This is a genomic window from Leifsonia shinshuensis (assembly GCF_031456835.1).
In the GTDB taxonomy this organism is placed as follows: Bacteria; Actinomycetota; Actinomycetes; order Actinomycetales; family Microbacteriaceae; genus Leifsonia; species Leifsonia shinshuensis_C.
The window spans coordinates 1,618,108-1,629,799 of record NZ_JAVDVK010000001.1; the positions used below are offsets into that span (position 1 = coordinate 1,618,108).

Here is an 11,692-nt window from a genome sequence, read left to right on the forward strand (position 1 = left end):
CGACCTGAAACGGCTGGGAGACGTCGAACGCCCCGGGCCCTCGAGGGCAACGGAGCGTCGAGAAATGACGGTTCGCGCCTACACGAGGTGCTGGAGATCGCGCTGGCCGCGCTTGGTGGGCAGCGGTCGCTGAGGGCTGAGCGGGCGCAGATAGCTCACGGCTCGGTCCTCTCTCCAGATCAACGGGGCGTACGTTCGCTGGCCGATCGGCGCAGCTGTGCGAGCATAGCGGCACGCAGAGCGCGATGTCCAGGAATCAGTCTCCACTTCCTCGCATTGCGGCCAGAATGGCCCCATGAAGGATGCGGACGAGTCCCGCGAACTGCGCCGCCAGCAGCGCCACTGGGGTCGGCATGCGGAGAGCTACGACTCGAAGGTGGCCAAGGCCGAACGGTCGATGCTCGCCGGGACGCGCGAATGGGTCGGCGAGCGCGCGGCCGGCCGCGTGCTGGAGGTCGCGATCGGCAGCGGCCGCAGCCTCCCGTTCTACCGGCGGGATGTGTCGCTTGTCGGTGTCGACCTCAGTCCCGAGATGCTGGCCATCGCGCGGAGACGGGCCGCCGAGCTCGGCCGGCCGGTGGACCTCCGCGAGGGCAACGCGGAGGCCCTTCCCTTCGACGACGCATCGTTCGACACGGTGGTGTGCGCGCTGGCGCTGTGCTCCATCCCGCGTCCCGCCGTCGCGGTGGCGGAGATGGCACGAGTGGTGGCGCCGGGCGGGTCGGTGGTCGTCGTGGACCACGTCCGCAGCGACCGCGCCGTCCTCTTCGCCGGCCAGTGGATGCTCGAACGTTTCACCATCCCGCTCCAGGGCGAGCACCTGACGCGCCGCCACCGCGGCGAGGTCGAGGCCGCCGGCCTGGCGGTCGTCGAGGACGAGCGCCTGCACTCGGGCTCGGTGGAGCGCATTCGTGCGGTGCGGGAGGCGACAACCTGATGGCGTGATGTCCGGGGTCTCTGCGACCATGGATTCGAACATACGTTCGAGCGATTGGAGGCGGCATGCGCGGCGAGGCGACGGTGCTGCACGCGGACCTCGACGCCTTCTACGCCTCGGTGGAGCAGCGCGATGCGCCCGGGCTCCGCGGTCGACCGGTCATCGTCGGCGGCGGTGTCGTGCTCGCGGCGAGCTACGAGGCGAAGGCGCGCGGTGTGCGCACCGCGATGGGCGGCCGGCAGGCACGCGAGCTGTGCCCGGAGGCCGTGGTCGTCCCGCCGCGGATGGACGCGTATTCGGCCGCGAGCAAGGACGTCTTCGCAATCTTCCGCGATACGACTCCCCTCGTCGAGGGACTGTCGATCGACGAGGCGTTCCTCGAGGTCGGCGGACTCCGGCGCATCGCCGGCACGCCCGAGCAGATCGCGGCACGACTGCGCGAGCGGGTGCGCGCGGAGGTCGGCCTCGCCATCTCGGTCGGGATCGCCCGCACCAAGTTCCTCGCCAAGGTCGCCAGCGCCGTGAGCAAACCCGACGGCCTGCTGCTGGTCGAACCCGACCGCGAACAGGAGTTCCTGCTCCCCCTGCCGGTGGAACGCCTGTGGGGAGTCGGCGCCGTCACCGCGGAGAAGCTGCACCGCCTCGGCATCCGCACCGTCGGCCAGCTCGCCGAGCTCGAAGAGGCGACCGCCGAGCGGCTGCTCGGAAAGGCGACCGGCGCCCACCTTCACGCATTGGCCCGGCTGCGCGACCCGCGGCCGGTCGACAGCACGAAGCGGCGCGGCTCCATCGGATCCCAGCGGGCGCTCGGAAGCCGCCCGCGCACCGCGGAGGAGCTCGACCTCATCCTCACCCAGATCGTCGACCGGCTGGCTCGACGGCTGCGGGATGGCGACCGCACGTGCCGCACGGTCGTGCTGCGGCTGCGCTTCGGCGACTTCTCCCGGGCCACGCGATCGCGCACGCTCGGCTTCCCGTCGGACCGCACCTCGGTGCTTCTGACGGTGGCCCGCGGCCTGTTGGCGGCGGTTCAGCCGGAGATCACGGAGCGGGGCATCACCCTCATCGGCATCTCGCTCTCGCACCTGGGGCGGTCGGACAGCTTCCAACCCGAACTGCCGATCGACTGGGGGGACGGTGCGCGACTCGACACCGCCCTCGACGCTGTCCGCGACCGCTTCGGCGCGACCTCCGTGGCGCGTGCCGCGCAGCTCGGCCGCGATCAGGGATGGTCGGCGCCGCTGCTGCCCGAGCACGAATAGCGCGATCCGGTCGAGAACCGCGCGGCACAGTCGAGCGCGCCAGGACAGCGAAAGGGCGCAGCGGATGCTGCGCCCCTTTTCGTCAGGCCACTACCGTCCGGCCGACGTGTTTCGCTGAGATCAGCGGCTGATGTATTCGCCGTCCGTGCCGTGCTCCAGCGTGTAGTACCGGGTGCTGCGGGTCTCGGCCGAGAGTGCCCACGAGCGCTCGAAGCGTCCAGCGGCCGAGTCGTACTCGACGACGATGCGGTCTGCGGCGGTCGGGAGCTGGGCGGTCCACTGGCGAGGCGAGCCGAGTCCCTCGCCCTGGAGGACGATCTGCGGGCCGGCCGCCTGCGGGCGGCTGGTGAGTTCTGCCACCTGCGCGGCGTCGAGCCGAGCCTCGGTGATGGTGCGTGCGGTGAGTTCGACGTTCATTTCATCTCCAATATAACTAAACGTTTAGTTGTATACTAGACCACGTCGGAGCAAAAGGAAAGCGGGAGGCGCGACCATGGCCAGACGGTACGACCGGGACGAGAGCATCCGCCTGCTCCTGGAGGCGAGCGCTGAGGAGTTCGCGCGCCACGGCGTCGGCGGCGCGCGGGTCGACCGGATCGCCGATCGGGCCGAGGTCAACAAGGCGTCGATCTACTCGTACATCGGCAACAAGGACGACCTGTTCGAGGCGACCCTGCAATCCAAACTCGGTGAACTCGCCAAGACGGTCGCCATCCAGTCCGACGATCTCGCCGCGTACGCCGGCGACCTGTTCGACTTCCTCACCGCGGACCCGTCCGTCGCCTGGCTCTTCGAGCAGGAGGGGCTGCACTACGGCGCGGACGACGTCCCCGCGCTCAAGGAACGCTCCGACTACTTCCAGTCACGCGTCGCCGCAGTGCGCGCCGCACTCGGTGACGACACCAACCGCGATGCCGAGGCGATCTTCTTCTCCATCATCTCGATGGCGTACTGGTTCGTGGCGGCGCCGCAGCTGGTCCGGATGGTGTTCGGCGACGTCTCCGACGAGGAAGCCAAGCGCCGCTACCGCGCCCACGTCGTGGCGACGGCGAAGGCCATGGTCACGCGCTGACGCTCCCCCGGCCAGACGAGACCGTCAGGGGCTGACGCGGACGCTGCGCCCCTCGAACGTGACGACATCCCCGATCTGCAGCTGCCGTCCGCGCCGGCGGTCGACCTCGCCGTTGACGGTGACGTAGCCGTCGATGATGGCCTCTTTCACGTTCCCCCCGGAGTCGAGGAGCCCCGCGAACTTGACGAACTGGCCGAGGCGGATGCCGTCACTGCCGATGGGGACGTCTTCGATCGGAGCGGATGCGGCCATATCCACAGGCTAACCGACGAGGCGCTGCCGACGCGCAAGAGGATGATGGAGGCATGCCCACCGCCCACCGTCCCGGCCTCCAGGTCGACGCCGGACTCACCATCCCCGAGTCCGAGCTGTCGTGGCGGTTCTCGCGGTCGTCCGGTCCCGGCGGGCAGGGTGTGAACACCGCCGACTCACGGGTGGAGCTCGTGTGGGAGGTGGCCGCATCCACTGTTCTCTCGCCCGCGCAGCGCGAGCGCATCCTCGATCGCCTGAGCGGCCGCATCGTCGACGGGAAGCTGACCATCGCGGCGTCCGAGCACCGCGCGCAACTGCGCAACCGGGATGCCGCGCGCGAGCGACTGGCAGGCCTCGTGGCCGACGCCCTCCGCCCGCCGGCGCCACCGCGCAGACCGACGAAGCCGAGCCGCGGCGCGAAGGAGCGGCGTCTGGATGCGAAGAAGCGCCGCACCGACATCAAGCGGCTGCGACGCCCTCCCCACGACTGAGTCGGCAGCGGTCTGAAGCGGAGCACACACGGATCGCGCGTTCGGACGTAGCCTCACTCCGTGAGAACCATGTGGTTGCTGGTCGTCGTCGGGATCGTGCTCGTCCTCATCGGACTGTTGTGGACGCTCCAGGGGCTGAACGTGCTCGGCGGGTCCGTCATGAGCGGTTCCCCGGTGTGGGGCACGATCGGCCCCATCGTGCTCATCGTGGGCGTGGTGCTGATCATCGTCGCGCTGGTGCGCCGCCGCCGGCGCTCGGGCGCCTGACGACCGCAATGGTCGACGGCGCGCCGGCGCCCGACGACGGACGTCTCAGACGCGCCGGCTGCCGGTGAGCAGTCGCACGAGCCAGACGATCACGGCCAGCACGAGCAGGACGATCCCGACCCAGAGCAGGAAGTTCAGGGACGAGACGAAGCCTCCCGTGAGCAGGAGGATGATGGCGATCACGGCAATGACGATCAGGAGGATGTTCATCAGGGGACCCTTTCTGGTAGTTGGGCTGATGGTCCCAGGCAACCACCGGCGCGGGAGGGTCGCCTCACCCCTAGGGGTGTAATCTCGCGCCATGTCGGCACCGGCCACAACAACGAAGAAGCCGTTCACGATCGCGCTCGTGGACGACTACGACGTCGTGCTCTTGGGCCTTGCGCACATGTTCGACGCCTACAGCGACACCCTGGAGGTCGTCGAGATCGACGCGAACGCCCCGCTGAGCGAGTCGATCGACGTGGTGCTCTACGACGCCTTCGCCCAGCCCGAGTCCGGCCACGCGCAGATCGGCGAGCTCGTGAAGAACCCGCGCGCCCGCCACGTCGTCGTGTACACGTGGAACTTCCATCCCGAACTCATCGAGAGCGCTCGCGCGCAGGGCGTCCACGGCTACCTGTCGAAGACGCTCTCCGCCCCGGAGCTGGTCGCAGCTCTGGAGGCTGTGAATGCCGGCGAGATCGTGCTGAGCGAACCGCCGCCGCGCGCCCGCAGCGCCGAGGAGCTCGATTGGCCGGGCAAGCAAGAGGGGATCACGGACCGCGAGTCCGAGATCCTGGCCCTGATCACGCAAGGCAAGAGCAATGCGGCGGTCGCCGAGCTCACCTACCTCAGCCCCAACACGGTCAAGTCGCACATCCGCAGCGTCTACCGCAAAATCGGCGCCGACAGCCGGACGCAGGCGGTGCTGTGGGGCGTGGAGCACGGGTTCACGCCGGACCACCGGCGGATCGAGCGGTGGGTGACCGAGGGGCGCTGAGCCGGCAGCGATTCGGGCCCTAGGACGCCACGTACTCCAGCCCGACCGCCGACTCCAGCGTCGCGTTCGCCGCATGCAGCGGCACGCTCCACGTCTGGTCCCCCACCACACCATCCACGGTGATGAGCGCCCAGCCCTGGAACGCCTCCACCGCTTCCCGCGTGCGCGGCCCGAAGATCCCGTCGATCGGCCCGGGCGTGACCCCGCCCCACTGGTCGGCACCGTTGGTCAGCACCGTCTGCAGGCTCGACACGACGGGCCCGTGGGTGCCTTCGTGCAGCAACGGCATGGGCCCCCCATCGGGCAGCGCCGCCCAGGTCAGCGGCCCGACGATCCCGTCGGGCACCAGGCCGGCCCCCTGCTGGAACTCGACGACCGCCGCGTGCGTCGCCGGCCCGAAGATCCCATCCACGACGACGCTCAGGTTGGGCGTCCGGCGCAGCGCGCGCTGCACGCGCCTGACGGTGGTGCCGGTGTCCCCCTGCTGCACCGTCGGCTGTCCTGGATTCGACATGATCGCGTCCCTTCCCGACCAGCGCAGCCCCGGAAAGTCCGGGCGAAGTGTCGGTGCACCGGCGTTCTAGGGGCAGTGTCGCAGACGGGGTCGGGTGCGGCAATGACTCCAGGCAGTGCGGGAAGTCGCGCTGCAGCGAGCGGGCGGCGGGATGCTGCAATGCGGGAGCGGAGAGGCCACTGCAGGGACTCGAAAACTGCGGCCACCCTTTAAGCGCCGTCGCGTGATGCGTAAATCCGCGAAATTCCGCGCTTTTTGACCTCCCAGCGATGACTGCGATCACCTAGGAACTCACTCGATTGTGGGCAAATTGTGGGCAAATTTGGCCATAGGTCAAATCTGAAATCCTGTGATGTCTCAAGTCATCGGTGACAGTTCTGCCTCAGGACATCGGTGACAGTTCATGTCTCAGGACATCGGTAACAGTTCATGTCTCAGGACATCGGTGACAGTTAGCGGATTGTGCGTGGGCCACGGGGTCCGCGGGGGTTGCCGCTGCCGACGTACTTGGTCCCCGGCTCAGGCCAAACGTATTCGGCCAACAGGGTGCCGTGGGCGTCGAAGATCAGGAGCCGGTGGTCTTCCTCGAGCCGATAGGCGATCTGGCCGGCGAGGGTGCGGCTGACTTGGAACTTGGTGCCGCGAGCATAGACGGTGCCGTTGGCCTGGATCCGCGTCTCCCACGGGCCCTCCTTCTCCCCGATCGGCGCCGCCGGTTGAGCAGGCGGACGAGGAGGTTCGACCACCGGTGTCGCCGCCCACGCCAGCGCCGGAGTCACCCGACCAGGCAATCCTTGGTGCGGGCGTTCCCTGTTATAGATCAGATCGAATGTGTCGACTTGGGCCTGGAGCTGCTCGAGCGTCTCAGCTAACGGTTGCTTGTCCAGCCATCGGAACAGCGTTTGATGGAAGCGCTCGTTTTTGCCCTGCGTGGTCGGCTTATAGGGTTTCCCGGTGATCGGCTCGACCCCGAGCGATCGCAGATAGGCGACCAGCTGCCCCAGGATCCCCCGCCGGGATGGGTTCAACGCCAACCCGTTGTCGGAGAGCAGCCGTCGCGGAACACCGTGAGCTGCGATGCCTTTGCTGACCACGGCGATCGCGCCCTCGGAGGTCTCGCCCCAGGAGATATGGGAGGCGATGGCGAGCCGGGAGTGGTCGTCGATGAGCTGGAAGATCACGCATTTGCGGCCTCCGGTGAGCACGTATTCGGTTGCGTCCAGCTGCCAGCACGCGTTTGGCGCCGGATAGACGAACCGTCGGAACGCCGCCCGCGGCTTCTTCCTCGGCTCCAGCCGGGCAACACCCGCATCGCGGAAGATCCGCGCCAGCGACGAGACCGCCGGCACTGGGTCCATCCCCAGCGCCCGCATCTTCTCGTGAACACTAATCGGACCGTGATCCAGCCCGGAGGCCTCCAACGCCGCGCGGACGGCGACTGCCCGAGCCTTCACCTCATCTGACAGTCTGTTCGGGCTCGCCGCCGGTCGACGAGTCCGCGGCTCAAGGGCGGCAGCCTGCCCCTCCAGCAGCGCTCTCTTCCGGATCGCATAGAACGTTTTCCGCGCGATCCCGTGTTCCATACAAAACGTCGTCACCGCTCCCCGCGGCGCATCATCAGGCCACTGGACAATCGCGAGACGGACACGAGGATCAACCGGATCAACAGCGCTCATCCCTCAAAGATCGAGGGCAACCGCGACTAACGAGAGATCATGCCTTGGTCTTCGCCGGCCAGTTAAACTCGACCGTCTCATAGATAAGTTTGCCGGGGAGATTGCGATGGCACCTTCGGCACTCCAGGAATCCGTCATCGAAAGCGAGAAGCTCGCCATCCGCCGGACAATGCCACTCGCTTCCGCGGCCAAGGCTCGAGGCAGCCGGCTTCTCAGGAGGGCTCGCAACAAACCGCTCGAGCTCGCCCGAAGATGTGGCGACACCCCCACGCCCTCCCGAGTGCAGGTCAGCCAACCCTCCACCTCGGACATCAGCGACCCACATCGCGGGCAGAACACATCCATGCCCCGACCCTAAAGCACACCATCACAGGACCGATGGCGTCGGCGCGCAGAACTGTCACCACCAAGACAGCTCAAACAGTCACCGATCTATTGAGACAGAACTGTCACCGATGTCTTGAGACATGACATCAAATCTGAAATCCAACCTTCCGGTCAACGTCGCTAGACGCGGTGAGCACATCGGGACGAAGATAGCGCGAAACCCCAGTACGAGAGTCTGCAAAGTTTGCACGACCATTTACGGTCTTTGGACGCCCGCTGGCCAAACCACGACCACCCTCTTGCCAGCAGCCCGGGCGAATGCGACGGCGTCTGCGGTGCCTCCCTTACCTCTCGCTGGTTCTCCATCCCAAACCGCGAACATGATGTCACAGTGGGCGGCGATCCTTTTGCCAGCTGCCTCATAGGCCGCCTCGCTCGGCTCGTCGAAGTCAAGTCGCTCGATGCCTTCTGCCGCTGCTAGCAATCGGCGATAGTTCTTTAGCCCGGCATCATCGAACGTTGTCTCGTAATTTCGGCTCGGGACTACTGCTCGCAATGCCCCGCCCAGTTGGAGAGTCAATTCTGCGAAAATCTGATCGGCGCCCTCAGCAAGGCTGGAATACCCCACAAGCGGCCTAGTTACGGCGCTCAGTTCCTGCTGAAGGTGCCGTTCAACATACGCGTGTACTGAGGCGCTCAGGCTTTGATGTCCGGTGAACCCGACCCTAGTCATATCCGCCCTGAGACCACGAGTTCGCGATAATGCTTGCCGAGCGCTGTCAGCCGGCACGACTTGCGATTCATGGCCGCATAGTACATGTGCTCCTCGCCGACCGGTTCTACGAGTCGACATGCCCTCAGCTTCTGCAAGCCCGAGAACACCGCCTCGTGTTCTTTGTCCTCTGGCTGCGCGTCAGGTTCGTACGAGGGGTCGAGAGGAAACTCATGATCGGCAGTTGGAAACCATGAATCGAGTTGCCTAAGGATGCCCAGGGGCACTCGCGGATCGCAGATTCTAATGTCATGGAGCCGATCGATGTTCGCTTTGAAGGTTGGGCGCTGTTCCCACGCGCCAAAGGACTCCGATAAGTATGAGTAAAGTCCTGCGACGTTGACGTGGCCGAGGGTGTCGCAGGCTCCGGCTTGCAGACCAGCTTCAAGATAGGTGGAGAATTGGCCGCGCCCGTGTTCGGTCTCCATTGAGACCTGGTCGCTGCGACTGGCGGTCAGGATGGCTAGCCCGCTTCGCAGGTGGGCGAGATCTCTGTCCAGCGCAGCAATCGTCGCCGCGCCGCCGGAGAAACAGCAGTCGAGAACGACCGCAACCTCCTTCGCGCCGCTCGAGTTTATCCGCGTGAGGAGTTCGCCGAACGCAACCCCAGGTGTTGTCGGAGTTCCGTCGGTGGTCACCAGGGCAACATCACCGTTCACGGGGGCTCCGTGCCCCGCGAAGTAGAGAAGCGCAAAGTCTGGACTCGCCCTCAGCAACTCGTCAACACTCTCGAGAAGTTGATCCCTTGTAATAGGGGCGGTGGCATCGCGAGACACGAGCAGGCGGCACTCCAGGTTGGGGCTGTCGTCCTCGTTCCTGGCAAGCAGTGGGTACAGCGCCTCGGCATCGTTGGCACACCCGCCGAGGTCGTTGAAATTCGTGTAATGATCGACACCGACGAGGAGCGCGCGCTTCACAGCAGGCTCACAACCCGTCAATAAATGCGGCGACGTTGTCCCAGGTCCAGTCTTTGCATGGAGCTGTGCCCATGGCAGCCGGCTTGACACGGTACCCGGTCTGAATCCAGATGCCGAGCACGGGCTTACCTTCTTCGACCGCGCATTGGATCTCCCAGAGCTGCCCAGTTGCCCTCGGAGTGTTGCCACTAATCAGAGCGATCACTCCATCCGAGCGACGAATCCGCGTGCGAACCTTCGACTTCCATTCGGAAGAATAGGGCTCCTTCACGGACATGTCCGTGAATTCGAAGGGGGTGCCCGGATGGACTCGTTGTCCGGTAAACAGGTTTCGCGTGCTCTCATCTTCTTTCGCGAAAGCGATGAACACGATCTTCGACATGGTTCCCCCTCTTGCCTACGGCGAACACCGCAGCGGCTTCTCGGTTTGGTTTCGAGTCAATCGGCGCAGCCGATAATTTCTCAAGTCCTCAAACGGGGGGCTTGCAGATTGATCTAGTCGACCGGTTGCTGCGCCGCCACTTCTCAGTGCTGCGCGAGCATCTGCCGCCTCGATGCCAAGCTGATCCAACACCAAGAAGGCTGAGCCTCGTTCCCGCAGCAAACCCCGGAAAAGTGTTAGGCGCCTACCTGCGCGCCCCCAAGCTGCTCCGCCTCCCCTTTCCCCAGTGATAGAGCCCTCTTCGCCCCAATCGTGAAGGGAACCGGGTCGGGTGAACCGTCTCCTTCGTGCAAACACTGCGTCCAGTTTTGCCACCAACGCGGAGGGCGAAACCCCGAACGCGGAAAGCACTGGCACCTCGGAGCCATCCAAGTCGACCATGAAGTCATAAGGCAGATGCTCACTGCCGAGGTGCGCGTGCGCGATGGCGATTCAGTTGGATTCCAAAACGGGCCCGACCTCATAGAGCCCGCTTCCCGGCTCTCAAACGTGCATTATTCAACCTTGAACGGGCCGGCGAGTCGATCATTTAGGTTTGTCCCGTGAAGCAATGGCTCAGCCTCCGTGTATTTGAGCCGGTTGATTAGGTCCTCACGACTACCCCAACTGCCGTCGAGTGTGACCCAGTTAAATCCCTCGATGTCCGATGGCATACGAAGACTGCTATCGGAGGACACGAAGATGGTGTTGTTCGGCGACGTCGCGTAAGCCATTCCGGCCTCGAAGATGACGTTCTGTCGTGCCTGGCCCATGACTTGGGTTGCGGGGTCACCCGGACCTTTGCCGAGGTCGGCCTTAAGTTGCGCCTCATCATCTGCTGACCAAATGACGATGGTCGCTCCCGCAGAGTCGATCCCGGCCTTGACGATTTCGTAGGTGTGCGGTTGAGGCTTTCCCGTCAGATGGGCGGCGTCCTGCCAACTGATTACGGTCAATCCGGCGAAGTGGAGGAATTGTTCAAGTGCTACAAACGGTCGCGTGTCGCGGCCACGGACGAGGAAGACTTTCTTGGGGTCGCGTGTCATCACTTTCTCCGGGGTTGGTGTTTGCCTAGCTGGCTGTGTCCAAATAACCACCGATTCCGATGATGGATTCGCGGTAGTCGGGGCGGACCATGGTGGCGGAACATCAGAAGTGGATGAAGGTATTGGCTCGGGGGGCCGCTTGTTGTCGACGAAGAACCCGGACTCGGAAAAGTGGACCCCCCGCCGATCAAGGGTCCGTTTGAGTTGCCTGAACTCTCTCGACCCGCGGAGCCGATCGGCGTTCTCTGCTTGCACATACGTCGAGTCGAGGAAGCGAAATATCAACTCGTCAGTGTCGCGATGCGCAAACCATGCGTTCACGATGCGCGTGGCTCGTATGGACTTGTTGTCCGCGCTTGGCCTAAGTTCCATTCCCGCCTCAAGGCGACCGAGGGTACCGCCCGTGTTGCTCGCTTCGAGTGCTTCGATGATCGACGGCTTGTCGAGCGGCTGGAAAACGGTTGATGCCATGTCAGAACCCTATTGTCTTTCTTGCTTGCATCGTCGCGGCTGCGTCCGCGGGAGGGGCAGCGCGAACGTGAAAGCCATCCAACAAGTGCTCGGCAAGCCCCCGCTGAGCGATTGCGCGCGTTCCGCGAATTCTTCGATGACCTAGTTCGAGTGCGGGGACGTAGTGTCACGCTCCATGTCGAACTTCCCTCCTGGCGAATGTCAGGTTCACGGGTTGTCTCGAAGTTCCGTGCCTCAGCGAGGAGTGGGGGTTTTCGTCGGAGCAATCGCCACTGGGTACGACCG

The 11,692-nt window shown here is 65.1% G+C and carries 14 protein-coding genes; 6 read left to right on the forward strand and 8 right to left on the reverse strand.

The features are described 5' to 3' along the window. Positions 1 to 295 precede the first annotated feature (295 nt). Positions 296 to 937 carry a class I SAM-dependent methyltransferase gene (locus J2W45_RS07870; RefSeq protein ID WP_310130528.1) on the forward strand — a complete coding sequence of 214 codons (642 nt, stop codon included), beginning with the start codon at positions 296 to 298 and terminating at the stop codon, positions 935 to 937. 65 nt (positions 938 to 1,002) lie between these two features. After that, positions 1,003 to 2,199: a DNA polymerase IV gene (gene dinB / locus J2W45_RS07875; protein ID WP_310130529.1), complete on the forward strand. Its 1,197-nt coding sequence runs from the start codon at positions 1,003 to 1,005 to the stop codon at positions 2,197 to 2,199. 120 nt (positions 2,200 to 2,319) lie between these two features. Here the strand turns inward: dinB and J2W45_RS07880 are convergent, their stop codons facing one another. Beyond that, a complete protein-coding gene (locus J2W45_RS07880; protein WP_310130530.1) occupies positions 2,320 to 2,616 on the reverse strand; it encodes a hypothetical protein in 297 nt (98 codons plus the stop codon). A gap of 76 nt (positions 2,617 to 2,692) precedes the next feature. Between J2W45_RS07880 and J2W45_RS07885 the strand changes: the two genes are divergently transcribed. Next, positions 2,693 to 3,271 carry a TetR/AcrR family transcriptional regulator gene (locus tag J2W45_RS07885; RefSeq protein ID WP_310130533.1) on the forward strand — a complete coding sequence of 193 codons (579 nt, stop codon included), beginning with the start codon at positions 2,693 to 2,695 and terminating at the stop codon, positions 3,269 to 3,271. 24 nt (positions 3,272 to 3,295) lie between these two features. On the opposite strand, the gene J2W45_RS07890 is transcribed toward J2W45_RS07885, so the two are convergent. After that, a complete protein-coding gene (locus J2W45_RS07890; protein ID WP_310130536.1) occupies positions 3,296 to 3,523 on the reverse strand; it encodes an RNA-binding S4 domain-containing protein in 228 nt (75 codons plus the stop codon). A gap of 53 nt (positions 3,524 to 3,576) precedes the next feature. On the opposite strand from J2W45_RS07890, the gene arfB reads away from it, so the two are divergent. Together arfB and J2W45_RS07900 are read left to right on the forward strand one after the other, a co-directional pair. Beyond that, a complete protein-coding gene (gene arfB, locus J2W45_RS07895; RefSeq protein ID WP_310130539.1) occupies positions 3,577 to 4,014 on the forward strand; it encodes an alternative ribosome rescue aminoacyl-tRNA hydrolase ArfB in 438 nt (145 codons plus the stop codon). 69 nt (positions 4,015 to 4,083) lie between these two features. Continuing rightward, positions 4,084 to 4,281: a cytochrome c-type biogenesis protein gene (locus J2W45_RS07900; protein ID WP_310134967.1), complete on the forward strand. Its 198-nt coding sequence runs from the start codon at positions 4,084 to 4,086 to the stop codon at positions 4,279 to 4,281. Positions 4,282 to 4,326: 45 nt separating this feature from the next. Here the strand turns inward: J2W45_RS07900 and J2W45_RS07905 are convergent, their stop codons facing one another. Beyond that, complete coding sequence (locus J2W45_RS07905; protein WP_310130541.1) at positions 4,327 to 4,491, reverse strand: hypothetical protein; 165 nt, start codon at positions 4,489 to 4,491, stop codon at positions 4,327 to 4,329. A gap of 91 nt (positions 4,492 to 4,582) precedes the next feature. Here J2W45_RS07905 and J2W45_RS07910 point away from each other — a divergent pair, with 91 nt between their 5' ends. After that, positions 4,583 to 5,263, forward strand: a complete 681-nt coding sequence (locus J2W45_RS07910) for a response regulator transcription factor (protein WP_310130543.1) — start codon at positions 4,583 to 4,585, stop codon at positions 5,261 to 5,263. A 19-nt stretch (positions 5,264 to 5,282) separates the two neighbouring features. On the opposite strand, the gene J2W45_RS07915 is transcribed toward J2W45_RS07910, so the two are convergent. The 5 genes from J2W45_RS07915 to J2W45_RS07935 form a co-directional block, all read right to left on the reverse strand. Then, a complete protein-coding gene (locus tag J2W45_RS07915; protein ID WP_310130544.1) occupies positions 5,283 to 5,777 on the reverse strand; it encodes a peptidoglycan-binding domain-containing protein in 495 nt (164 codons plus the stop codon). 452 nt (positions 5,778 to 6,229) lie between these two features. Beyond that, positions 6,230 to 7,453: an integrase core domain-containing protein gene (locus tag J2W45_RS07920; protein ID WP_463675611.1), complete on the reverse strand. Its 1,224-nt coding sequence runs from the start codon at positions 7,451 to 7,453 to the stop codon at positions 6,230 to 6,232. Between the two features lie 1,056 nt (positions 7,454 to 8,509). After that, positions 8,510 to 9,469 carry a caspase family protein gene (locus J2W45_RS07925; protein ID WP_310130547.1) on the reverse strand — a complete coding sequence of 320 codons (960 nt, stop codon included), beginning with the start codon at positions 9,467 to 9,469 and terminating at the stop codon, positions 8,510 to 8,512. Between the two features lie 7 nt (positions 9,470 to 9,476). Then, a complete protein-coding gene (locus J2W45_RS07930) occupies positions 9,477 to 9,851 on the reverse strand; it encodes a TIR domain-containing protein (RefSeq protein ID WP_310130549.1) in 375 nt (124 codons plus the stop codon). Between the two features lie 554 nt (positions 9,852 to 10,405). Beyond that, positions 10,406 to 11,407, reverse strand: a complete 1,002-nt coding sequence (locus J2W45_RS07935; RefSeq protein WP_310130552.1) for a TIR domain-containing protein — start codon at positions 11,405 to 11,407, stop codon at positions 10,406 to 10,408. Positions 11,408 to 11,692 lie beyond the last annotated feature (285 nt).

What these genes read in the sequence shown, in the direction of transcription:
- J2W45_RS07880 (WP_310130530.1), bottom strand. Translation starts at nt 2,616, where the DNA reads ATGAACGTCGAACTCACCGCACGCACCATCACCGAGGCTCGGCTCGAC.
- J2W45_RS07930 (WP_310130549.1), bottom strand. Translation starts at nt 9,851, where the DNA reads ATGTCGAAGATCGTGTTCATCGCTTTCGCGAAAGAAGATGAGAGCACG.
- arfB (WP_310130539.1), top strand. Translation starts at nt 3,577, where the DNA reads ATGCCCACCGCCCACCGTCCCGGCCTCCAGGTCGACGCCGGACTCACC.
- J2W45_RS07905 (WP_310130541.1), bottom strand. Translation starts at nt 4,491, where the DNA reads ATGAACATCCTCCTGATCGTCATTGCCGTGATCGCCATCATCCTCCTG.
- J2W45_RS07890 (WP_310130536.1), bottom strand. Translation starts at nt 3,523, where the DNA reads ATGGCCGCATCCGCTCCGATCGAAGACGTCCCCATCGGCAGTGACGGC.
- J2W45_RS07870 (WP_310130528.1), top strand. Translation starts at nt 296, where the DNA reads ATGAAGGATGCGGACGAGTCCCGCGAACTGCGCCGCCAGCAGCGCCAC.
- J2W45_RS07910 (WP_310130543.1), top strand. Translation starts at nt 4,583, where the DNA reads ATGTCGGCACCGGCCACAACAACGAAGAAGCCGTTCACGATCGCGCTC.
- dinB (WP_310130529.1), top strand. Translation starts at nt 1,003, where the DNA reads ATGCGCGGCGAGGCGACGGTGCTGCACGCGGACCTCGACGCCTTCTAC.
- J2W45_RS07885 (WP_310130533.1), top strand. Translation starts at nt 2,693, where the DNA reads ATGGCCAGACGGTACGACCGGGACGAGAGCATCCGCCTGCTCCTGGAG.
- J2W45_RS07915 (WP_310130544.1), bottom strand. Translation starts at nt 5,777, where the DNA reads ATGTCGAATCCAGGACAGCCGACGGTGCAGCAGGGGGACACCGGCACC.
- J2W45_RS07920 (WP_463675611.1), bottom strand. Translation starts at nt 7,453, where the DNA reads ATGAGCGCTGTTGATCCGGTTGATCCTCGTGTCCGTCTCGCGATTGTC.
- J2W45_RS07900 (WP_310134967.1), top strand. Translation starts at nt 4,084, where the DNA reads ATGTGGTTGCTGGTCGTCGTCGGGATCGTGCTCGTCCTCATCGGACTG.
- J2W45_RS07935 (WP_310130552.1), bottom strand. Translation starts at nt 11,407, where the DNA reads ATGGCATCAACCGTTTTCCAGCCGCTCGACAAGCCGTCGATCATCGAA.